Source organism: Massilia luteola (genome assembly GCF_034420155.1).
In the GTDB taxonomy this organism is placed as follows: Bacteria; Pseudomonadota; Gammaproteobacteria; order Burkholderiales; family Burkholderiaceae_D; genus Telluria; species Telluria luteola.
The window spans coordinates 80,913-103,220 of sequence record NZ_JAXOFN010000024.1; the positions used below are offsets into that span (position 1 = coordinate 80,913).

Annotated in this window: 21 protein-coding genes; 12 read left to right on the forward strand and 9 right to left on the reverse strand. The window is 65.4% G+C overall.

What is annotated here, in order from left to right:
* Nucleotides 1–98 precede the first annotated feature (98 nt).
* The gene (locus U9J41_RS21745; RefSeq protein ID WP_322404244.1) at nucleotides 99–332 is read left to right on the forward strand and encodes a BrnA antitoxin family protein; all 234 of its coding nucleotides are present in this window, start codon (nucleotides 99–101) and stop codon (nucleotides 330–332) included.
* A 190-nt stretch (nucleotides 333–522) separates the two neighbouring features.
* Here the strand turns inward: U9J41_RS21745 and fmt are convergent, their stop codons facing one another.
* Both fmt and def read right to left on the reverse strand, forming a co-directional pair.
* Complete coding sequence (fmt, locus tag U9J41_RS21750) at nucleotides 523–1,470, reverse strand: methionyl-tRNA formyltransferase (protein WP_322404262.1); 948 nt, start codon at nucleotides 1,468–1,470, stop codon at nucleotides 523–525.
* 5 nt (nucleotides 1,471–1,475) lie between these two features.
* On the reverse strand, nucleotides 1,476–2,003 hold the full coding sequence (gene def / locus U9J41_RS21755; protein ID WP_322404245.1) for a peptide deformylase: 528 nt from the start codon (nucleotides 2,001–2,003) through the stop codon (nucleotides 1,476–1,478).
* Nucleotides 2,004–2,276: 273 nt separating this feature from the next.
* On the opposite strand from def, the gene U9J41_RS21760 reads away from it, so the two are divergent.
* The 4 genes from U9J41_RS21760 (at nucleotide 2,277) to U9J41_RS21775 (ending at nucleotide 8,133) form a co-directional block, all read left to right on the forward strand.
* A complete protein-coding gene (locus U9J41_RS21760; protein WP_322404246.1) occupies nucleotides 2,277–3,392 on the forward strand; it encodes a LysM peptidoglycan-binding domain-containing protein in 1,116 nt (371 codons plus the stop codon).
* Between the two features lie 7 nt (nucleotides 3,393–3,399).
* Entirely contained in the window at nucleotides 3,400–4,581 is a 1,182-nt protein-coding gene (gene dprA, locus U9J41_RS21765; RefSeq protein WP_322404247.1) for a DNA-processing protein DprA, read from the forward strand.
* Between the two features lie 122 nt (nucleotides 4,582–4,703).
* Entirely contained in the window at nucleotides 4,704–5,168 is a 465-nt protein-coding gene (locus U9J41_RS21770; protein ID WP_056448026.1) for a Smg family protein, read from the forward strand.
* A gap of 289 nt (nucleotides 5,169–5,457) precedes the next feature.
* Nucleotides 5,458–8,133, forward strand: coding sequence for a DNA topoisomerase III (locus tag U9J41_RS21775; RefSeq protein ID WP_322404248.1), 2,676 nt, complete (start codon nucleotides 5,458–5,460; stop codon nucleotides 8,131–8,133).
* Nucleotides 8,134–8,555: 422 nt separating this feature from the next.
* Here the strand turns inward: U9J41_RS21775 and U9J41_RS21780 are convergent, their stop codons facing one another.
* Genes U9J41_RS21780 through U9J41_RS21790 form a run of 3 tightly spaced genes read right to left on the reverse strand, consistent with a single transcriptional unit; the run spans nucleotide 8,556 to nucleotide 13,294 of the window.
* Complete coding sequence (locus U9J41_RS21780) at nucleotides 8,556–8,768, reverse strand: addiction module protein (protein ID WP_056448020.1); 213 nt, start codon at nucleotides 8,766–8,768, stop codon at nucleotides 8,556–8,558.
* Between the two features lie 46 nt (nucleotides 8,769–8,814).
* Nucleotides 8,815–12,396 carry an ABC transporter permease/M1 family aminopeptidase gene (locus U9J41_RS21785; RefSeq protein WP_322404249.1) on the reverse strand — a complete coding sequence of 1,194 codons (3,582 nt, stop codon included), beginning with the start codon at nucleotides 12,394–12,396 and terminating at the stop codon, nucleotides 8,815–8,817.
* 4 nt (nucleotides 12,397–12,400) lie between these two features.
* The gene (locus tag U9J41_RS21790) at nucleotides 12,401–13,294 is read right to left on the reverse strand and encodes an ABC transporter ATP-binding protein (RefSeq protein WP_322404250.1); all 894 of its coding nucleotides are present in this window, start codon (nucleotides 13,292–13,294) and stop codon (nucleotides 12,401–12,403) included.
* A gap of 218 nt (nucleotides 13,295–13,512) precedes the next feature.
* Between U9J41_RS21790 and U9J41_RS21795 the strand changes: the two genes are divergently transcribed.
* Nucleotides 13,513–13,965, forward strand: coding sequence for a hypothetical protein (locus tag U9J41_RS21795; protein ID WP_322404251.1), 453 nt, complete (start codon nucleotides 13,513–13,515; stop codon nucleotides 13,963–13,965).
* A gap of 37 nt (nucleotides 13,966–14,002) precedes the next feature.
* Complete coding sequence (coq7, locus tag U9J41_RS21800; protein WP_322404252.1) at nucleotides 14,003–14,650, forward strand: 2-polyprenyl-3-methyl-6-methoxy-1,4-benzoquinone monooxygenase; 648 nt, start codon at nucleotides 14,003–14,005, stop codon at nucleotides 14,648–14,650.
* A gap of 51 nt (nucleotides 14,651–14,701) precedes the next feature.
* Here coq7 and U9J41_RS21805 read toward each other — a convergent pair whose 3' ends face one another.
* From U9J41_RS21805 to U9J41_RS21820, 4 genes are all read right to left on the reverse strand, one after another.
* Nucleotides 14,702–15,124 (reverse strand): OsmC family protein, encoded by a 423-nt coding sequence (locus U9J41_RS21805; RefSeq protein ID WP_056448005.1) that lies wholly within the window; start codon nucleotides 15,122–15,124, stop codon nucleotides 14,702–14,704.
* Nucleotides 15,125–15,211: 87 nt separating this feature from the next.
* Nucleotides 15,212–16,393, reverse strand: a complete 1,182-nt coding sequence (locus U9J41_RS21810; protein ID WP_322404253.1) for an ABC transporter permease — start codon at nucleotides 16,391–16,393, stop codon at nucleotides 15,212–15,214.
* Nucleotides 16,390–17,124 carry an ABC transporter ATP-binding protein gene (locus tag U9J41_RS21815; RefSeq protein WP_322404254.1) on the reverse strand — a complete coding sequence of 245 codons (735 nt, stop codon included), beginning with the start codon at nucleotides 17,122–17,124 and terminating at the stop codon, nucleotides 16,390–16,392. Before U9J41_RS21815 ends, U9J41_RS21810 begins: the two co-directional genes overlap by 4 nt.
* A gap of 13 nt (nucleotides 17,125–17,137) precedes the next feature.
* Nucleotides 17,138–18,556, reverse strand: coding sequence for an alpha/beta hydrolase (locus U9J41_RS21820; RefSeq protein WP_322404255.1), 1,419 nt, complete (start codon nucleotides 18,554–18,556; stop codon nucleotides 17,138–17,140).
* Between the two features lie 297 nt (nucleotides 18,557–18,853).
* Here U9J41_RS21820 and rplM point away from each other — a divergent pair, with 297 nt between their 5' ends.
* The 5 genes from rplM to erpA all read left to right on the forward strand — a co-directional run bounded on the left by rplM (nucleotide 18,854) and on the right by erpA (nucleotide 22,120).
* Nucleotides 18,854–19,282 (forward strand): 50S ribosomal protein L13, encoded by a 429-nt coding sequence (gene rplM / locus U9J41_RS21825; protein WP_036235400.1) that lies wholly within the window; start codon nucleotides 18,854–18,856, stop codon nucleotides 19,280–19,282.
* 13 nt (nucleotides 19,283–19,295) lie between these two features.
* The gene (gene rpsI, locus U9J41_RS21830; RefSeq protein WP_028102305.1) at nucleotides 19,296–19,688 is read left to right on the forward strand and encodes a 30S ribosomal protein S9; all 393 of its coding nucleotides are present in this window, start codon (nucleotides 19,296–19,298) and stop codon (nucleotides 19,686–19,688) included.
* A 435-nt stretch (nucleotides 19,689–20,123) separates the two neighbouring features.
* Nucleotides 20,124–21,161, forward strand: coding sequence for an N-acetyl-gamma-glutamyl-phosphate reductase (argC, locus tag U9J41_RS21835; RefSeq protein ID WP_322404256.1), 1,038 nt, complete (start codon nucleotides 20,124–20,126; stop codon nucleotides 21,159–21,161).
* Between the two features lie 119 nt (nucleotides 21,162–21,280).
* Nucleotides 21,281–21,694, forward strand: a complete 414-nt coding sequence (locus U9J41_RS21840; protein ID WP_322404257.1) for a bactofilin family protein — start codon at nucleotides 21,281–21,283, stop codon at nucleotides 21,692–21,694.
* 54 nt (nucleotides 21,695–21,748) lie between these two features.
* Nucleotides 21,749–22,120: an iron-sulfur cluster insertion protein ErpA gene (gene erpA, locus U9J41_RS21845; RefSeq protein WP_056447984.1), complete on the forward strand. Its 372-nt coding sequence runs from the start codon at nucleotides 21,749–21,751 to the stop codon at nucleotides 22,118–22,120.
* The last annotated feature ends 188 nt before the right edge of the window (nucleotides 22,121–22,308 follow it).

The following is a 22,308-nucleotide window of genomic DNA, read 5'->3' on the forward strand; positions in this document are numbered from 1 at the left end:
TTCATGGAACCGCCGCAGGCGCGGTTTCACGATCAGTATGAGTCCGATCAACGGAGTGCGCGGACGTTTGCTCCGCCTCCAAAATGGGAAGAATTGCAATGAATAAAGAATACGTATCCGAGTGGGACCAGCCGGCAGCTCGCACCGAGGAAAGCGCTCCGGCCAAGGCCCACGCCGTCGCCGGCGTCAAACAAATCGTCACGATCCGCCTGGATGTGGACATGCTGGAATGGTTCAAGTCGGCCGGTCCGGGCTACCAGACCCGCATCAACCAGGTCCTGCGCGAATACATGGAAGCGAATCGCGTGCGTGCTCAGGGCGAGCAGCACTGATTCCTTTAACGCATTGATGGTCGGGGCACAGCGCCCCGCGGGCCTGTGTTCAGGCCTGATGCCCGGAACGGGATGCTGTCAGGGACATTGTCCCGTAGGGTGGGTTCTCCGAGCCCACCAGACCAGATAAAACAGAAGGGCATCACCCGGCGCGAACCGGCTGATGCCCTTCTTTATTGCCGCGTCGTGTTCAGGCGAACGCGAGGCCGTCGAACGAAAAGCCCTTCAGGAATTCGGCCGCCGCCAGGCGCTTGCCGCCCGGCTTTTGCAGTGCCGTCAAACGGAGCGCGCCGGTGCCGCAGGCGACCACGATGCCGTGCGCATCGGCCTGGAGCACCTGGCCCGGCCGGCCCTGGCCATCGACGGGTTGCGCGTTCCAGATCTTGATCGTCGTCGATCCCGCCTGGCCATGTGCGCCAGGGAAGGGATTGAAGGCGCGCACCTTGCGTGCGAGGTCGACGGCCGCCAGCGTCCAGTCGAGCTTCGCCTCTTCCTTGCCGATCTTGGCGGCATACGTCACGCCTTCGTCCGGCTGGGGCACGGCTTCCAATTGACCCTGCGCCATTTTTTGCAACGCGACGACGATCATGCGGCCGCCGAGGGCCGCCAGCTTGTCATGCAGGCTGCCCGTCGTGTCCGTGTCGTCGATGGCGACGCGCTCGACGAGCAGCATCGGGCCCGTGTCCAGGCCTTCTTCCATTTCCATGATGGTGACGCCCGTTTCCGCATCGCCCGATTCGATCGCGCGGTGGATCGGGGCGGCGCCGCGCCAGCGCGGCAGGACGGAGCCGTGGATATTGATGCACGGTTTGATGTCGAGCGTGGAACGGGGCAGGATCAGGCCGTAGGCGGCCACGACCATCACGTCGTACGCCGTCGCCAGCAGGCGCGCGTGCGCGGCCTGCGCTTCGCTGGCGCGCTGCGGGTCCTTGGCATCCATGCGCAGCGACAGCGGCTGCAATACGTCGATACCGTGCGCGACGGCGACCTGTTTCACCGCGGACGCCTGCAACTGCATGCCGCGGCCGGCCGGGCGGTCCGGCTGGGTCAGCACGAGCGGCACGTCGAAACCGGCGTCGAGCAGGGCGCGCAACGCCACGGCGGCAAATTCCGGCGTGCCGGCGAAGACGACTTTCAGGCCGCTCATGCGCGGCGCGCGGACGAGCGCTGCATGTCGCGCTCTTCCTTCTGCAACTTCGTCTTGATGCGGTTGCGCTTGAGCGGCGACAGGTATTCCACGAAGACCTTGCCCAGCAAGTGGTCCAGCTCGTGCTGGATGCATACGGCCAGCAGGCCGTCGGCCTCCAGCTCGAAGGGCTTGTTATCCTGGTCGACAGCGCGTACCTTGACGCGTGCCGGACGTTCGACGCCGTCATAAATGCCGGGCACCGACAGGCAGCCTTCGTCGTAGACCTGCTTGTCCGGGCTGGACCAGATGATTTCCGGATTGACGAAGACCAGCAGATTGTCCTTGGTCTCGGTCACGTCGATGACGACGATGCGCTCGTGCACGTCGACCTGCGTGGCGGCCAGGCCCACGCCGGGGGCGTCGTACATGGTGTCGGCCATGTCCGCCACGAGCTTGTGGAGGCGGTCGCCGAATTCGGTGACCGGCTTGGCGACCTTGTGCAGGCGCGGGTCGGGGTAGCGGAGGATGTTCAGTAAAGCCATGGCTGTGTATTCGAAGTCAATCAATAATCGGTATATCGGGGTCCGTCGCCCGATTCAAAGGCTGCACAGGCATAAACGCAACACGCCGTCCCCGCTGCCGGGCACGGTTTGTCTTGCTAGTTCAGGGATTTCTCGGCAGAATTTGATTCAGTAAGGCAACTCTTGCGACCCTTCATGATCCGCTGCGCGGTCGAAGAGTCGTCTGTTTCCTGCGTTGTTGCCGGCCGAGGTGGCGTAGCACTCGTGTCGATACGGCACTTTACGGACTCTCCAATGAAAAATTTTAGCACAGGCGCTGCCCGGTCGCTCGCGCTCCGCACCGCTGCCACGGCCGCGTTCGCCTTCCTTGCGGCTATTCCGGCCCAGGCCGCCACTACCTGTTCGTTTCGCCCGAACGCGCCCGACCAGCACGTCGTCGTCAAGCGCGATACCTTGTGGGACATTTCTGGCGCCTTCCTCGAGCATCCGTGGTGCTGGCCCCAGGTGTGGGGCATGAACCGCGACGACATCCGCAATCCGCACTGGATCTATCCGGGCCAGGTCGTCTATTTCGACCGCGCCCATGGCCGCCTCACGTTGAACAAGCCGGGCGCCGGACCGGATGCCGGCGCGCCACCCATCGTGCGCCTGTCGCCGCAGCTGCGCACGGAAGACATGGGCGAGAACAATGCCGTGCCCGCGATTCCCGCCGGCGCGATCGAACCTTTCCTGACCCAGCCGCTCGTCGTCGAGCAGCAGGCGCTGGCCGGCGCGGCGCGCATCGTCGCCGCCCAGGAAGACCGGCTCTACCTGGGAGAAGGCGACCGCATCTATGTGCGCGGCGCACTCGACGGGGCGACCAGCTTCCAGGTCTTCCGCCCGGGCAAGGAGCTCATCGATCCGGATACCAACAAGGTCACCGCCTATGAGGCGGCCTATGTCGGCACGGCGCGCCTCGTGAAGCCGGCGGGACCGGGCACGGACGTGCACACCTTCGTCGTCACCCAGTCGGTGAAGGAGATGGGTGTCGGCGACCGGCTGCTGCCGACGCCGCCCACGCCGCTGCGCAACTATGTGCCGCACGCGCCCGCCCGGCCGGTGGTGGCGCGCGTGATGGCCATGGCGTCCGAATCGAATTATGCGGCGCAGAACCAGGTCGTGACTGTCAATCGGGGCACGCTTGACGGACTCGATGTCGGCGCCGTGCTGCAGTTTTATCATCTCGGACAGACCGTGACGGACCCGGAAAGCAAAGGCTTCCTCGGCTTCGGCAAGGCCAAACTGAGGCTCCCGGACGAGCAATACGGCGAACTGTTCATCTTCCGGGTTTTCGACCATGTCGCGTACGGCCTGGTCATGCAGGTGTCGGCGCCCGTGCAGATCGGCGACGTCGCGAAATCACCGGAGTAACCCCACCGTGCAGGACACGGACCTTCACGTAGCGGACCGGCTGGCCGCCTGGCTGCGCCTGGAGCGCAGCGCCGGCATCGGTCCGCGCGCGGCGGCCGCGCTGCTGGATGCCTTCGGCAACCCTGGCGCCGTGTTCGCCGCCGACTTCGCCGCGCTGGCCGCCCACGTGAGCCCGGCGCAGGCGCACGCCCTGCTGCAACCGCCCGCCGCCACGACGCGCCGCCTGCTCGACGCCACGATGGACTGGCTGGCCACACCCGGCCACCACGTCCTGGCGCTGGGCGAACCCGGTTATCCCGAGCTGCTGGCCAGCATCCCCGACCCGCCGCTGCTCCTCTATATTAGAGGGCATGCACATTTACTGGACGGACCGGCCCTCGCCATCGTCGGCAGCCGCAACGCCAGCGTGCAGGGCAGGGCGAACGCGCTGGCGTTCGCGGAAACATTGTCCGCAGCCGGGCTGTGCATCGTCTCCGGCCTCGCGCTGGGCATCGACGCCGCGGCCCACGAGGGCGCGCTGCGGCGCTGCGGCGGGACCGTCGCCGTCGTCGGCACGGGTCCCGATATCGCCTACCCGGCCCGCAACCGTGCCCTGTGCGAGCGCATCGCCCATGAAGGCTGCATCGTCAGCGAATATCCCATCGGCACGCCACCGTTGCCCGGCAATTTCCCTAAACGCAACCGGATCATCAGCGGCCTCGCGGCCGGCGTGCTCGTCGTCGAGGCGGCCGCGCAGTCCGGCTCGCTGATCACGGCGCGCCAGGCCGCCGAGCAGGGGCGCGACGTGTTCGCGATTCCCGGCTCGATCCACGCGGCGCTGGCCAAGGGTTGCCACATGCTGATCCGCGAGGGCGCGAAACTCGTCGACACGGCGCGCGACGTGCTGGAAGCGCTCGCGCAGTCGCCGCTGCTGGCACTGCAGGCGGCTCGCCTGGCGCCCCGCTTACCCGCCCCAGATATTTCCTTAACAGATAACAAGATCGATAACGGCGCCGAAGCTGATGCCGGCGGGCAAGCCGAATCCGCGCTGCTGGCGGCCCTCGGCCACGACCCCGTCGACCCGGATGTATTGCTGTCCCGGCTCGGCTGGCACCCGGGAGAACTCAGTGCGCGCCTGCTCGTGCTGGAGCTGGCGCGGTGCGTCGAGCGCCTCCCGGGCGGCCTCGTTCAAAGGATATTCGAGCGATAATTGGAAGGAACACAGCTGGCAAACCCGATAAGGCCGATAAACAACGCTGATGTTTCCGGGCGTTAGTGGCGCACGTGACGCACTTGTGCCGCGAGGAGTTTAGCTGCTACAGTAGCGTCACCATGTTCGACATCCTAGTCTATCTCTACGAGACGTATTACCGTCCCGATGCCTGCCCCGAGCCGGAGGCCCTGGCACGCAAGCTGTCCGCCGTCGGTTTCGACGATATCGAAATTTCCGAAGCGCTGGACTGGTTGAATGGCCTGAGGGAAATGGCCGGGACGACCAATCCCGCGCTCGAATCGAGCGGCACGCGCTTTTATATTGCCCAGGAAGTCGATACGCTCGGCAGCGCCGCCGTCGGCTTCATCCAGTTCCTCGAACTGGCCGGGTTGCTGTCCGCGTCGCAGCGCGAAATCGTCATCGAACGCGCGCTGGCGCTGGACGAGTCGCCCGTCACGCTGGGCAAGCTCAAGATCATCGTCCTGATGCTCCTGTGGAGCCAGGGCAAGGAACCGGATGCGCTGATGTTCGACGACCTGTTCGGTTCGGACGAGGAAGACGCGGCGCCGCGCCTGCTGCATTGACAGCGATGCAATCATGAATACGAAAACGGGGCCGCGGCCCCGTTTTTTCTTGCGATAAAGCAAGGTCAAGCGTATTTTGCTCGGCAGGATAGGTGGGTTGCCACAATGCGCACGCAGGCAGAGTCTACTTGCGGATTGCGCGGCAACCCGCTTATCATTGGCCGCTACCTGCCAATCGTTACCAATAAGCTAATAGTAAGACAACAAGCGGCCGGCTTATCGAGCCGCCCTGATCTATGGCTCATGTATGATGCGCGAGCCAAAGCCAAGAACAAGTACGAGAAACCATATGACCAAAGCCCTCATCATTGCCGAAAAACCCTCCGTGGCGAACGATATCGCCAAGGCGCTCGGCGGCTTTACCAAGCACGATGAGTATTTCGAATCCGACGACTTCGTCCTGTCGTCCGCCGTCGGCCACCTGCTCGAGATCGCGGTGCCCGAGGAATACGACGTCAAGCGCGGCAAGTGGAGTTTTACGCACCTGCCCATGATTCCGCCGTACTTCGCGCTGAATCCGATCGCGAAGACCGAGTCGCGCCTCAAAGTGCTGAACAAGCTGATCAAGCGCAAGGATGTCGATACCCTGATCAACGCATGCGACGCGGGCCGCGAAGGTGAACTGATCTTCCGCCTGATCGCCCAGAACGCCAAGGCCAAGCAGACCGTCAAGCGCCTGTGGCTGCAATCGATGACGCCGAACGCGATCCGCGACGGCTTCGCCCACCTGCGCAGCGACCAGGACATGTTGCCGCTGGCCGATGCCGCGCGCTGCCGCTCGGAAGCGGACTGGCTGATCGGCATCAACGGCACCCGTGCGATGACGGCCTTCAACTCGAAAGAGGGTGGCTTCTACCTCACCACCGTGGGCCGCGTGCAGACGCCGACCCTGTCGATCGTCGTCGAGCGCGAAGAGAAGATCAAGAAATTCGTGGCGCGCGACTACTGGGAAGTGCGCGCGGAATTCCGCTGCGCCGCCGGCATGTACGAAGGCCGCTGGCTCGACACCGGGTTCAAGAAAGACGAGAACGACGCCGAGAAGCGTGCCGAGCGCCTGTGGTCGAAGGCTGCGGCCGACGCCATCGTCGCCGCCTGCATGGGCAAGCAGGGCAAGGTCACCGAAGAATCGAAACCGACCACGTCGATGGCGCCCGCGCTGTTCGACCTGACGTCGCTGCAGCGCGAGGCCAACGGCCGCTTCGGCTTCTCGGCCAAGAACACGCTGGGCCTGGCGCAGGCGCTGTACGAAAAGCACAAGGTGCTGACCTACCCCCGTACGGATGCGCGCGCGCTGCCGGAAGACTACCTGGACACCGTCAAGTCCACGCTGGAAGTGTTGAAGGGCAGTTCGAACTATCTGCCGTTCGCCAAGCAGATCCTGGACAAGGGCTGGGTCAAGCCGAACAAGCGCATCTTCGACAACAGCAAGATCTCGGACCACTTCGCGATCATCCCGACCGGCGTCGCGCCGAAAAACCTGTCCGAGCCGGAACAGAAGCTGTACGACCTCGTCACGCGCCGCTTCATGGCCGTGTTCTTCCCGGCCGCGGAATTCCTCGTCACGACGCGCTTCACGGAAGTCGAAGGCCACCAGTTCAAGACCGAGGGCAAGGTCATGACGAACCCGGGCTGGCTGGCCGTGTACGGCAAGGACACGACGGGCGACGACAAGGACGGCGCCAGCCTCGTGCCGGTGGCGAAGGGCGAGCTGGTGAAGGCCGAGCAGGTCAACGCCAACGGCCTCGTCACCAAGCCGCCCGCACGCTACAACGAAGCGACCCTGCTGTCGGCGATGGAGGGCGCCGGCAAGCTGGTCGATTCCGATGAATTGCGCGACGCCATGGCCGGCAAGGGCCTCGGCACACCGGCCACGCGCGCCGCGATCATCGAAGGCCTGCTGACCGAAAAATACCTGCTGCGCGAAGGCCGGGAGATGATCCCGACCGCCAAGGCGTTCCAGCTGATGACCCTGCTGCGCGGCCTCGGCGTGAACGAATTGACGGCGCCGGAACTGACGGGCGAATGGGAATACAAGCTGTCGCAGATGGAAAAGGGCAAGATGTCGCGCGAAGAGTTCATGCGCGAAATCGCCGAGATGACCCAGATCATCGTCAAGCGGGCCAAGGAATACAACAACGACACGATCCCGGGCGAGTACGCCACCTTGAAGACGCCGTGCCCGAACTGCGGTGGCGTCGTCAAGGAAAACTACCGCCGCTTTGCCTGCACCAAGTGCGATTTTTCGATGAGCAAGGTGCCGGGCGGGCGCCAGTTCGAGATCGAGGAAGTCGAGGAATTGCTGGAGAAGCGCACCATCGGTCCGCTGCAGGGCTTCCGCTCGAAGATGGGCCGGCCGTTCGCCGCGATCCTGCGCATCGTGCGCGACGAGGATATCAAGAACTTCAAGCTGGAATTCGACTTCGGCCAGGACCAGGACGAGGGCGAGGACGGCGAAGGCGTCGACTTCACCGGCCAGACGCCGCTCGGCCCGTGCCCCAAGTGCGCCGGCAATGTCTACGAGATGGGCCTGGCCTATGTCTGCGAACACACCGTCGCCAAGCCCAAGACCTGCGATTTCCGCAGCAGCCGCATCATCCTGCAGCAGGAGATCCTGCCCGAGCAGATGGCCAAGCTGCTGAACGAAGGCAAGACCGACCTGCTGCCGGGCTTCGTCTCGCAACGGACCCGCCGGTCGTTCAAGGCGTTCCTCGTGCGCGGCAAGGACGGCAAGATCAGCTTCGAGTTCGAGGAGCGCAAGGCCAAGCCGGGCGCGAAGCCCAAGGAACAGGCCGAGGAAGGCGATAGCGGCGCGGAAGCCGCCGCCGCCAAGCCGGCCGCGCGCAAGACCGCGGCGACCAAGGCAGCCGCGAAACCTGCGGCGAAAGCGGCCACCAAGACGGTCGCCGCCAAGAAAGCGCCGGCCAAGCGCGCCACGGCGGCCAAGAAGGCGGTCGCGGGCGAATAAGCCCCCGTCGTCCCCGCGAAGGCGGGGACCCAGGTTCAGCGCTGCGTCGACACGGGCAAAACTTGGGCCCCTGCCTTCGCAGGGGCGACGTGCTTTCGGCGTTGCCTCGACGCGGGTAGAACTTGGGCCCCTGCCTTCGCAGGGGCGACGTGCTTTCGGCGTTGCCTCGACACGGGTAGAACTTGGGCCCCTGCCTTCGCAGGGGCGACGTGCTTTCGGCGTTGCCTCGACGCGGGTAGAACTTGGGGCCCCTGCCTTCGCAGGGGTGACGTGCTTTCGGCGCTGCGTCGGCGCGGGCAAAACGCGGGCCCTGCCTTCAGGGGGCGACGCGCCTCGGGCGCATACCGTTAGTCTTGTTATCGAACGCATAAAAAAAACCGCGATCCTTCGGCATCGCGGTTTTTTTACGTCCGATGGCGGCGTTATTCGCGCCAGTCCTCCTGCAGCGCCCGGATGGCCGCCTCGCCGTTCCGGATCGCCTTCACGCGGCGCACGATTTCGTTGCGCCAGGCTTCGTCGGCATCCTGGTCGCCATCGTCACTGTCGACCATCAGCAGACGCAACAGCTCATGCCTGTCCTCGGGGGACAGTTGCTGGATCTGACCGGCCAGTTCGGCGACGGTGGCATTGGACATGGGGTGTCTCCTAGCAGGGTTTTGTGACCAGATCATAACGTGAAGTTCAGTGCATGTCGACTGGCTGCATATTGTCCGTTGGCTTCCTGTCGATCAGCTTGTTGTCGGGATCGATGCCCGCCCGCGCCGGGCGGCCGTCGACCACCAGCACGACGCGCTGATCGGTCTGCGTCACGAGCCGGCGCTCGCGCGCGAGCGGGTTGCCGTCACTGTCGTCGACGCCGAATTCGATGTAGTCGCGCAGCGGCACAGGCTGCTCCTCGCCCTTGTCGCCGGCGCGCACCTTGCCGGCCGTGGCGCGGATCTCGACCTCGTACTTGCCGTCCGGCCGGCGGTGCGCCGTCGCGCTGTCGGTGTGGTTTTCGTACAGGACGATCGATTCGAACAGGTCGTCGATCAGGTAGGCCTTGTCCGGCGGCGTGATGCCGCGCAGCCGGTCGACCAGCGTCGCCACGGTCGGATAGGGAGGCCCCTTGTACGCGTATTCCAGCAGCAGGCCGTGCAGCACGCCGTTGACGGCGTCCTCGCCCACCATGTCCTGCAGCAGGTACATCGCGAGGCTGCCCTTGTGGTAGTGGATGTAGCTCTGGTTTTCGTTTTGCGCGAGCGGCAGCTCCTTCTTGTTCTCGCGCGCGCGGCCCATCAGGTATTCCTCCAGGTCGTAGCGCAGGAAGCGCCGCATCTTGCTCGATCCCAGCGTGTTCTTCATCGTCATCAGCGCCGTGTATTCGGCGAGGCTTTCCGACAGCACGGTCGCGCCGCGCACGTCGGCGCCGACGATCTGGTGCGCCCACCACTGGTGGCCCACCTCGTGCGCGCTGATGTAATACGGGTAGTCGATGTCCTTGCGCGATTCCGGGTCCACCTTGGCGATGAAGCCCACGCTTTCCGAGAACGGGATCGTGCCCGGCGCCGCCTGCGCGTACGATGCATAGCGGGGGAACTCCGCGATGCGCAGCTCGCGGTTCTGGTAGGGGCTGAAGTGCTTCGAGCCATAGGCGAGGGCCGCCTTGGCGCCGCGGATCATGCGGTCGACATTGAACTCGTGGCCGGGCTGGTAATAGACGTCGATCGTCACGTCCTGCCAGCGGTCGTGGCGCACTTCGTAGCGCGCCGACTGGAACGTGTAGAAGTTCAGCACGGGCTTGTCGGCCTTGTAATGGAACCAGCGCCGCCCGCCGCTCATCCACTCCTGCTCCAGCGTGCCCGGCGCGACGACCGTCTGGTCCGGGCTCGTGCTGACGACGGCGTCGAAGCGGATCCAGTCGGCGTCGTTGGCGATGTAGTTGTTCGCGCGCGCGCTCAGGTCGTCGCGCGCGGCCATGCGTTCCCGCGGCGCGAGGCCGTGGTGCTTGCGGTCGCGGTCGTCCTCCAGCTCGTACGTGCGCTGGTAGCCGACGTGCGGCAGGATCTCGTTGCTGAAGAAGGTGCCGTTGCCGACGACGGCCGTGTCGCGGCCCAGTCCCAGGACGCCGCCGGGGGCGTCCAGCAGATCGAATTCCAGCGCCACGCGCGCGCCGGGCTGCAGGGGCGCCGCCAGCAGGTAATGATAAAAGCCGTGAGCCGGATCGGCGCGCAGCAGCCGCGCCGCCTGCGCGAAGCGCGGATGGAATGCCGGGCCGGGCTTCTGGAACAGGACGACGTCGCGGACCGGCGCGCCCGTGCGGTTTTCCAGCTGGTAGAAGCCGTGCACCTTCAGCGTGCGGCTGCCGGGATGGATATCGACCTGCAGGCCGACGTCCGTGATGCGCGGCTGCGGCAGTTTCGCATAGCGCTTGTAGCGCAGCTCGTAGTCGGCGCGTACCTGCTCCTTGTGCCAGGCCGTCTGGTACGCGCCCAGGTGCACGAGGTTGTACCACAGCAGGGCGCCGCTGGCGGCGAAGATCAGGATGCCGGCCGCGAACGCACCCAGCACGCCGGGCGTCAGGCGGCGGCGCGCCAGTTGCAGGCGCTCGGCGAAGCTGTCGCTCACGCCGCGCGGCCACAGCACGAGCGCGATGGTGAACAGGACGACGGCCGCGCCGCCCCAGTAGACTTGCAGTGCGCGCTGCAGTGCCAGGAAGTGGCCGAAGCCGTTCATGGCCGAATAGGTCACGTCCGGCAGCGCGCCGTACACGAGCATCGGGTGGTCGAGGCCGAAGCCGCCGAGGAACAGCGTGGCCACGTAATAGGTCACCAGCGCGAAGTAGGCGAGGTATTTGTGGTTCAGGATGGCCTGGGCGGCGATCGCCAGCACGGCCAGCAGCGCGTAGCGGGGCAGCAGGATGCCGAACAGCGTCGTCAGGTACAGGCCCGGCTCCAGCGTCACGTAGCCGTGCGCCAGCTGGATGCCCATCCCGCACAGCATCGCGGCCAGCAGCAGCAGCGCCTGCAGGCCGACGAGGGCGATGGTCTTGGCGGCCAGCGGCAGCCAGCTGGGCACGGGCAGCGCGTCCAGCATCAGGCCCATGCGCGCCTCGCGTTCGCGCCACACCATCTCGCCGGCATAGAACGTCGTGACGATCAGCAGGAACAGCGCGAACACGTCGCGGATCAGTTCCAGCACCATGTACGTGACGGGATAGGTCTTCGTGCCGTAGATCGCGCCCAGGTCGAGCGAGCTGACGACGAGGGTCAGCATGCCCGCCAGGACGATCACGGCGAAGTAGACGTTCTTGACGGATTCCCGGAACGCGAGCCAGCTCGATTTCGCCAGCAGCACGGCGAGGCTGCGCGCGGCGAAGTCCGGTGCCTCGTACATGTCGGCGGGGAGGGGCGCCGCCTGCGGCGCGGCGTCGGGGTCAAGCCGCGCCTGGCCGCGCCGGCCCGCGGGCGTGGACACGAAGCTGAAGCGCCAGTAGCCGAGCCCCAGCGCGACGAGCGAGAACAGCGACCAGAGCGCGCGGTTGACGAGGTAGACGCCTTCGAGCGGGACCTGCAGCGTATTGCGTTCCGTGACACTCCAGTACTCGGTGAGGCGGATCAGCGCCGTCGTGCCGAACGGATCGATCAGCGCCGCGAGCGTCTTGTAATCGAGGTCGCGCGCCAGCGACGGCGCGACGATGTAACCGATCAGCATGACGACGCTGGCTACGTACACGGCCAGCATGCGCCGCGTGAGCGCCGCCAGCACGAAGAAGATGGCGCCGAAGATGAACAGGTTCGGCAGCAGCGTGAGGAAAAAGGGAAGCAGGTAGCCGGCCACCGAATAGGGCCCGACGCGGGCGGGATCGATCCCGGGCAGCACGGTCCCCAGCAGGGTGCCGAACAGGATCGCCGAGAACACGACGGCCAGCGTGGCCAGCGCGCCGAGGAAGCGTCCGAACACGTAGGCGTACTTCGGGATCGGCGCGCTGAAGAAGAAGTGATGCATCTCGTATTCGAAGTCCTGCTGCACCGAGCGGCCCATCATCGCGGCCACGACGATGACGCCCAGGCAGCCGAGGAAGGCCACGCTCAGCGCGATCTGGCGCGGCGCGTTGATCAGGACGCGGCCGCCGAATGACACGAAGGCATCCTTGAACACGCCGCCCGCGGCGGCCATCCACAGCAGCGCCAGCGCGAAGAAGGCAAGGAAATACACCCAGGTCGACAGCAGCTTCAGGCGCTGCCTGGCCTCGAAGCCGGCGATGGCGAGGAGCGCGCCCATGGCGTCAGCAATTCCCCGCCAGGCCGTTGTGGCGGCCGGCGATGGTGGCGAAATAGACGTCGTCCAGGGTCGGGTGGATCGGTTCGAAGTCGTCGCCGGGATAGCGGTCGGCGTGCACGTGGATCAGCGTGCGTCCGGACAGCAGGCGCGTGGAGATGACGGTGTGGCGCTTCTGGAAGGCGGGCAGGTCCTGCTTGCTGACGACTCTTGCCCAGATCTTGCCTTCGAGGCCCTCGATGAGGCGGACCGGTTCGCCGCACAGCAGCACGTGGCCCTTGTTGATGATCGCCATGTTGGCGCACAGGTCGGCCACGTCGGACACGATGTGCGTGGACAGGATCACGGTCTTGTCCTCGCCGATGTCGGACAGCAGGTTGTGGAAGCGCACCCGCTCCTGCGGGTCGAGGCCGGCCGTCGGCTCGTCGACGATGATCAGTTGCGGGTCGCCGAGCAGGGCCTGGGCGATGCCGAAGCGCTGGCGCATGCCGCCGGAAAAGGTGCCCAGCTTCTGGTTGCGCACCTCGAACAGATTGGTCTGCTGCAGCAGGGCGTCGACCACTTCGCGCCGGCGGTGGCGCTGTGCCAGGCCCTTCAATTGCGCGAAGTGGTCGAGCAGTTCGTAAGCGGTCACTTTCGGGTAGACACCGAAATCCTGCGGCAGATAGCCCAGCATTCGGCGCACCTCGTCCTTTTCGTCGAGCACGTCGATGTCGTCCAGGAAGACGGAGCCGCTGTCGCATTCCTGCAAGGTGGCGAGGATCCGCATCAGGGTCGACTTGCCGGCCCCGTTCGGGCCCAGCAGGCCGAACATCCCCGGCGGGATGCTCAGCGTGACCTTGTCCAGCGCGACCACGCCATTGGCATAGGTCTTGGACAGGTTGCGGATTTGTAATTCCATGGAGACTCCCGTTGCACGTGACAATGCACGTATTTCATGACTGTTGCATTGTATTAAAAACGAGCTGACGCGGCAGCAGCCGTGCGACATACGGCGTTTTCACAAGTCCAGAGTGCAGAAAAGCGGGAGCAGGATGCCCGCCAGCATACGGTACGGCATGCTTTCTGTCCACTTTGGCAACATTGCCGGTGATATCCGGACGGGCGCATAATGGGCCCATGGATACCCTCATCAAGGACAAGGTGCTGGCCGTCACGCGCCAGGGCCGCACCCGGGCCGAATCGACGGACTGGTTCCGCGTCGCCGTCGGCCTGTACTACCTGGCCGGGCTGATGACGAAGGAAGCCATCGATTTCAAGACGGTCGACCGCGACTTCAACCGCTTCATCTACCACACGATCGGCGGCGGCCACACGATCACGAGCGTCCTGCAATTCATGAGCGGCCAGCGGGTCTTGCCGGTGGTGCAATCCGAGCGCTTCATGGCGGCGTTCACCAGCACCTGCACCGACGTGCACCGGGATTCGATCCCCTTCCTGCTGGAACTGAACCTGGGCGTCGCGAAGAATATCTCGAAGCTCGAGGTGGACGGGCCGTTGCACGACTGGCTGGAGGCGCAGAAGCTTGCGCAGAAGACGAGGGCGGGAGGCGCGGCGGCCGAGGGCATATAATTCGGCTTATCGAACAACCAGGCTGAAAAGGCATCCCATGGCAACCGCACCCCGCATCCTCCATCCTCTCGACCACCTGATCGTCGGCTTCGACAAGGCGTTGCGCGTCATGGGCGGCGTGGCGAAGGCCGCGCGCCCGAATCCGGGCGTGTCGGCCCCGGATTGCGAGCTGAATGCCCAGGAACAGCGGCACAGCGCGGGCCTGATGCGTGTGAACCACGTGGGGGAAGTGTGCGCGCAAGCGCTGTACGATGCGCAGGGCCGGCGCGCGTCCACGAATGCCATGCGCGCGCAGTTCGCGCAATCCGGACGCGAGGAAGAAGACCACCTGGCCTGGACGGCCGAGCGCCTGGCCGAACTGGGCTCGCAGCCGAGCCTGCTGAATCCGCTGTGGTATGCCGGCGCCTACGCGCTCGGGACGGTCGCATCGCGCCTGGGCGACGCCGTCAGCCTCGGTTTCGTCGTCGAGACGGAGCGCCAGGTCGAGGCGCACCTGAACAGCCACCTCGAGCAGCTGCCGCCGCACGACGCGAAATCGCGCGCGATCGTCACCCGGATGCGCGACGACGAGATCGAACACGGCGCCAAGGCCGAGGCGATGGGCGCCGCCGAGATGCCGCTGCCCGTCAAGGCGGCGATGCGCGCCATGTCCAGGGTGATGACCACGGCGGCGTATTACATCTGACAAGCCAACGTGACGCAGGCGTGTGAATTTGGCCATGCGCCGCCACGAAAATCAACCCTCGACGATCTCGAACGAGTGCGTGATCTCGGCCGTCTTGGCCAGCATGATCGAGGCCGAGCAATACTTGTCGTGCGACAGGTTGACGGCCCGCTCGACGGTCGCCGGCTTGAGGTCGCGGCCCGTGACGATGAAGTGGAAGTGGATCTTCGTGAACACCTTCGGGTCCGTCTCGGCGCGTTCGGCCTTCAGGGTGACGTCGCAGCCGCGCACGTCCTCGCGGCTGCGCTTGAGGATCAGCACGACGTCGTAGGCGGTGCATCCACCGGTACCCAGCAGCACCATTTCCATCGGGCGCGGCGCCAGGTTGTGGCCGCCGCCTTCGGGGGCGCCATCCATGTTGACCAGGTGGCCGGAGCCGGTCTCGGCCCGGAAGCTCATCCCGGACGGTCCGTTCCAGCTGACTTTGACTTCCATCGAATTCTCCGCTTGAGTGTGTGTTGACGAGGGCGTCCATTCTAAGCCAGCGCGGCGCACCGTGCTGGCCGGGTCGCATTCCATCGTTCAGACGGCCAGCACGTAGCGCTCGCTCTTCATGCGCCAGGCGGCGAACGCGACGGCCGCCCACGCCGCCAGCGCGGAACACAGGAACGTCAGCACGAACGGCAGGAACCCGATGTCGCCGCCCTTCGCCGTCTCGCGCAGCAAGGTCTGGTTCGACAGCATCGGCACGAGGTACATCCACGACGCCGTCTTCAGCTCCAGCATCGACACGGCGAGCCCCGGCAGCATCGGCACCAGCATCACGATCGACAGCACGCTCTGTGCTTCCTTGAACGAGCGGGCGTTCATCGCCACCGCGATCTGCATGGCGGCCGCGAACAGCGACAGCGGCACGGACGCCAGGCACACGAGCAGCAGCCGTCCCCAGCCCACGCGCCAGCTCATGCCGATTTCTTCCAGCGGCATCCACGACAGGATCCCGTGCGCCAGCATCAGTTCCAGCGTGATGCCGATGACGGCCAGCGACGCCGCGGCCAGCCATTTGCCGCCGACGAGTTCCCACGTGCGCACGGGCTGCGCCATCAGCACCTCGAGCGAGCGGCGTTCGCGCTCGCCCGCCGTGGAATCGACCGCCGCCGAGAGGCCGCAGATGAACGCGGGGAAGAACAGGAAGCCGAGGATGCCGCCGATGATGCCGGCGGAACGCGCGGCCGTCGTGCCCGTGTCGTAGCGCTGCACCTGCACGGGCGACAGCGCCGCCGGCGACACGCCGTGCGCCAGCAGGCGCGCGCTGGCGATGTTGGCGCCGTAGGCGTTCAGCACGTCCTCGACATCGCGCCGGCCGTCCTGCTCCGTCGACGAATCGAACCACAGCTCGATGCGGGCCGGCCGCATCGCCTCGTAGTCGCGCGCGTACTTGCCGGGCAGGCGCAGCACGGCGGCGGCCTTCTTTGCGCGCAGCAGGTCGCCGATCGCGGCTTCGGTGAGCGGCGGCGTATCGTGGACGGTGATGCTCTTCTGCTTCAGCTGGGCCATCAAGGTGGGCGCCTGCGCGCCGCCGATCACGGCCAGCACGATGCCTTCGCGCTCGGGCCGCGTGGCGCGCTCGATCCACTGGTGCAGCAGGACGCCCAGCAGCACCGGGTACATCAGCGTGAACAGGGCCAGCAGGCCGAGCGAGCGCTTGTCGCGCAGCGATTCCTTGAATTCTTTGCGAAACACCACGAGGAATTTGGATTTCATGCGACGATCCCTTCGTCGGTGCCGACCAGGCGCACGAAGGCGTCTTCCAGGTTGGCGATGCCGGTGCGCCGGCACAGGTCGGCCGGCGTGCCCTGCGCCACGGTATGGCCCTTGGCGATGACGATCACGTCGTCGCACAAATGGCTGACTTCCTGCATCACGTGCGTGGCCATCACGACGCAGCAGCCCTCGGCGCGCAGCGCGGCCAGCGCGTGGCGCACGGCGCGCGTGCTCATCACGTCCAGGCCGCGCGTGGGTTCGTCGAGCAGCAGGTGGCGCGGACGGTGCAGCAGCGCGCGCGCGAGGGCCACCTTGATGCGCTGGCCCTGCGAAAAGCCCTTGCTGCGGCGTTCCAGGATGTCGTCCATCGCGAGCATCTCCGAGACCTCGTCGATGCGCTGGCGCAGGTCGCCGTCTTCCATGCCGTTCAGCTCCCCGAAATACGTGAGGTATTCGCGCGTGGACAGGCGCTCGTACAGCCCGAACTGGTCGGTCAGGAAGCCGATGTTGGCGCGCACGGCGAGCGGATCGCGTTCCGGGTCGACGCCGTCCACCAGGATGGTGCCGTGGTCGCGTTTCAGCATGCCGACGAGGGTGCGCAGCAGGGTCGTCTTGCCGGCGCCGTTGGGGCCCAGCAGGGCCGTGATGTTGCCGTCGCGCGCCGTGAAGCTGACGCCTCCCAGCGCCTGCACGGCGCCGAACTGTTTGCGGACTTCGTGTGCTTCGATCATATGCGGCCTGTGTTCAGGGTTGCGGTCCGGCGCTGCCGAGCTGGAAGGTCGGGGCCGGGATCTCGTTCAGGCAGGCGCCGTCGACTTTGGCCTCGGGCCGGTCGAGGAAGGCGCGCAGCAGGCGCGGTGCGCAGCCCAGCTGCGACACGCCGTGGCCGACGTTGGGCGCCGTCAGCAGCTGCGCGTTAGCCATGTAGCGGGCGGCCTCCTGGGCGCGGTGTGGCGGCGTGACGGGGTCCTGCGCGCCGGACAGCAGCAGCGCGGGCGCGGCGATGCGCGTCGGCGCGACATACGGGACGGCCGGCACGTTCATGGCGTGGCACCACCCGCGCAGGCGGTCGCCCAGGGTGCGCGTCAGCGGGCTCGCGTCGGCGGCCGCCAGCGCGGGCGTAAAACGCGGCATGTCCTCGGCGCAGACGACGGCGAGGAGCAGCAACGTGGCCGGCGAACCCTCCGCGGACATGTCGGCGGCGAGGTTGCGGCGCGCGACGAACGGCTGCCAGCGGCCTTCGCTGGCGCTGTGCACGAGGAAGGGCAGGCGGCGCGCGTCGGCCGGCGAATACAGCATGTTGCGCACGGTGTTGAGCAGGCGTGCGCTCGTCATCGTGAAGTCGACCTGGCGCGCCGTGCGCGGGTCCGGCAGGTTCAGTTTCAGGGGCGCCGCATCGAGCTTGCCGACGAGCGCGTCGAATTCGCCGCGCAGGTTCGGGTAGGCGCGGGCGCAGGCGGCATCCCTGGCGCACTGCGCGAACAGCCGGTCGAGCGCGGCCTGGGCATCGTGGCCGCCGGCCGGGATCACCTGGTCGGGCGCGGCGACCGCGTCGAGCAGAAGCGTGCGCACGGCGGCCGGGTAGGCGCGCGCATAGGCCTGCGCGAGACGGGTGCCGTACGAACCGCCCCACAGATTGATCTTTTCATAGCCCAGCGCCCGGCGCACCGCTTCGATGTCGCGCGCGGCGGCGGCCGTCGTGTAGGCGGCAAACGGGGTTTTGCTGGCCGTGATGCAGCGGCGCATGGCGGCGTCGGCCTCCAGATCGCTGAGCTGCGCATCCGCGTCCCTGTCGGACGGGCATTCGAGCTTGCCGGACAACCCGGTGCCGCGCTGGTCGATGAACACGATGTCGCGCGTGGCGCGCACGCGCTTGAACGCGGTGGACAGCAGCGGCAGCACGTCGCTGCCCGCTTCGCCGGGGCCGCCCGCGAGCACGAACAGCGGATCCGGCCGCGCGCCCTGGCGCAGGGCGGGGGCGATCGTCACGTGCAGGTTCAGGGTGGCGGGCTTGCCGGGTTCGAGCGGAACGGGCAGGGTCAGGCAGCGCAGGGCTTCCTCGACGCCGGGCAGGTGGCAGGTGCGCGTCTGCGCCGGTGCCGCGGGCGCCGCCGCCGCTGGGAGCGTGGCCAGCAGTGCGCCCAGGAACAGGATGGATTTCAACAAATAGTCTCCTCATCGATGCAGATCATACTAATTTGATATCGATTTCGTGGTCAATGAAAAGTTGCAAAATTGCATGACTCAGCGTGGGAGTCTAGGCTGTGTGATTCCGCTAGGAATTGCGTTGCCTCCACCCCAGTGCGCAGGCGGGGGCGGCCTTGACTGTCGGGTGAGAAATCGGCTATAGTCGTGGGCTTTCCATTTGCTCGGGAAAAGACAATAAGGCAGAGTCCGCGAAGTAATATCGCCCGCGGAACCACCATTCGAGCATTACTACCCCTATATTAGGAAGTCAACATGAAAACTTTTTCCGCTAAGGGCCATGAAGTCCAGCGCGATTGGTACGTGATTGACGCGACGGACAAAGTCCTCGGACGTGTTGCCAGCGAAGTGGCACTCCGACTGCGCGGCAAGCACAAGCCGGAATTTACTCCGCACGTCGATACCGGTGATTTCATCGTCGTCGTCAACGCAGGCAAACTGCGCGTGACCGGCACCAAAGCCAACGACAAGAAATACTACCGTCACTCGGGCTACCCGGGCGGTATCTACGAAACCAACTTCCTGAAAATGCAACAGCGCTTCCCGGGCCGCGCCCTGGAAAAAGCCGTCAAAGGCATGCTGCCGAAGGGCCCGCTGGGCTACGCAATGATCAAGAAGCTGAAAGTGTATGCGGAAGCCACCCACCCGCACGCTGCCCAGCAACCCAAAGCACTCGAAATCTAAGTAAGGAACTGACATGATCGGTAACTACAACTACGGCACCGGCCGTCGCAAGAGTGCAGTGGCCCGTGTGTTCATCAAAGCTGGCACCGGCCAGATCATCGTGAACGGCAAACCGGCCGCCGAATACTTCTCGCGCGAAACCGGCCTGATGGTCATCCGTCAACCGCTGGAACTGACCGGCAACGTCGAGCGTTTCGACATCAAAGTCAACGTGCATGGCGGCGGCGAGTCCGGCCAGGCAGGTGCAGTGCGCCACGGCATCACCCGCGCACTGATCGACTACGACGCAGGCCTCAAGGGCGATCTGGCACGTGCCGGTTTCGTCACCCGTGACGCCCGTGAAGTCGAGCGTAAGAAAGTTGGTCTGCGCAAAGCACGTCGCGCAAAGCAATTCTCGAAGCGTTAATCGGATCTGCAGCGCTGCTGCGCTGCTGCCGAAACGAAAAGCCGCCCGCTGCAAAGCCGGCGGCTTTTTTGTTGCCCAAATTCGGGGTCAGAGCCCTGTTTTGGGCAATTTCCAAAAAACGGGCTCTGACCCCGGTCCTGATCCCGGTCAGCCCCGGCCAGCCGACCGACAGGTTCGCGAGCCAGCACGACGGCATGCCCGCATCGTTCGTGTACGTGCGATCGGCGTCAGGCGAAACGTCGTGGCATGGATTTCCAGAGGTTTTGATTACAAAAGCGCAACAGTGTAAAAATTCATGCGGACGGTAAGTAACGGTTGTGACGGCCTGATGACGTGCGCTCACCGTCGGCCATGCGGCTATGCAGCACGCGCCGTAGCAGCCTGCTAAAATTGCGGGCTCGAACAGAATGTATTCATTTACCAAGGGGAAACAGCATGATCAAAGTTGGCATCGTTGGCGGCACCGGGTACACGGGCGTGGAATTGCTGCGCCTGCTCGCAGCCCACCCCGAGGCGCAGCTGAACGCCATCACGTCGCGCAAGGAAGACGGCCTGCCCGTCGCCGACATGTTTCCCTCGCTGCGCGGCCACGTCGACCTCGCGTTCTCGAGCCCGGACAAGGCCGACCTGAAGCAGTGCGACGTCGTGTTCTTCGCGACCCCGCACGGCGTCGCCATGGCCCAGGCGCCCGATTTGATCGCCGCCGGCGTGAAAGTGATCGACCTGGCCGCCGACTTCCGCCTGAAGGACCAGGCCACGTTCGAGAAGTGGTACAAGATCCCGCACAGCGCGCCCGACCTGCTGGAAGAAGCCGTGTACGGCCTGCCGGAACTGAACCGCGACGACATCCGGAAGGCGCGCCTGATCGCCAACCCGGGCTGCTACCCGACCACGATGCAGTTGGGCTTTTATCCGCTGCTGAAGGCGGGCATCGTCGATGCGGGCAACCTGATCGCCGACAGTAAGTCGGGCGTGTCCGGCGCCGGCCGCAAGGCCGAGATCGGCACGCTGTTCTCGGAAGCCAGCGACAATTTCAAGGCCTACGGCGTGCACGGCCACCGCCACACGCCGGAGACGTCGGCCCAGCTGCAGCGCTACACGGACCAGAAGGTCGGCCTGATCTTCACGCCGCACCTCGTGCCGATGATCCGAGGCATGCATTCGACCCTGTACGCGCGCCTCACGCAGGACATCACGAACGACGCCCTCCAAGCGCTGTTCGAAGCGCAGTACAAGGACGCGGAATTCGTCGACGTGATGCCGTTCGGCTCGCATCCGGAAACCCGCTCGACGCGCGGCTCGAACATGCTGCGCATCGCGCTGCACCGTCCGGACAACGGCAACACGGTCGTCATCCTCGTCGTCCAGGACAACCTGGTCAAAGGCGCGGCTGGCCAGGCCGTGCAGTGCATGAACCTGATGTTCGGCGTGCCGGAAAGTACCGGCCTGAAGCAGATCGCGCTGCTGCCGTAACGGCCCGGACCGTTCACCCCCAAGCCACAAGACGCAGATCAAGGTGGCAAGTGTTGGCGCCGGTACATTGACCGTTGGACTGAGTTTTGACGTCGACGCCACACGCACAGGGGACAATCATGTTCGGTCGTAACGCAAAAAGCGAAATCGATAGCCTGATCGGCATTTCCGCACGCATCGAAGGGGATCTGGTGTTCACCGGCGGCCTGCGCATCGACGGTGAGGTGCACGGCAACGTGGTCGCCGCGGACGGCAACGAGAGCGTGCTGATCGTGTCCGAACACGCGCGCATCGAGGGCGAGGTCCGTTGCGCCAACCTGGTGGTCAACGGCTATATCGCGGGGACGGTGTTTTCGTCGGAACTCCTTGAATTGCAGCCGAAAGGCCGCATACATGGGGATGTCCATTACCGCCTGCTGGAAATGCACGGCGGCGCCCTCGTCACCGGAAAATTGACGCACCAGACCGACCTGGCGCCGGCCCCCGAGCCCGTTTTTCATCTCGGCGTGGCGGCCGAAGGGGCTTCAGCATGACTGGCGCCAACGGTCTATAATGGACGAAATCCGAATCCAATCAGGAGTTTATCCATGAACGCAGTCGCCGAAGTGCAAAACGCACAAGACACGATCCCCTCGCCCATCAATTTCACCGACAGCGCTGCCCAGAAGGTTGCTCAACTGATCGAGGAAGAAGGCAATCCCGACCTGAAACTGCGCGTCTTCGTGCAGGGTGGCGGGTGCTCGGGCTTCCAGTACGGCTTCACCTTCGACGAGATCGTGAACGAAGACGACACGACGATGGAAAAGAACGGCGTCATGCTGCTGATCGACTCGATGAGCTACCAGTACCTGGTCGGCGCCGAGATCGACTACAAGGACGACCTCGAAGGCGCCCAGTTCGTCATCAAGAACCCGAACGCCACGTCGACCTGCGGCTGCGGCTCGTCGTTCTCCGCGTAAGCCACACGCGCACCGGCACGAAAAACCGCTCCGGCCATGCCGGGGCGGTTTTTTTTTCGTCGTGCGCCCAGCATGGGCGCACTCTTGCGGGTGAAAGTCCCGCCGCAAGCTGACCACAGCGAGCGAAGTGAAGCGCAACTGCGGAAGAGTAATCGACCGTGGGGAGGAAGCGTGAATCGTAAATCATG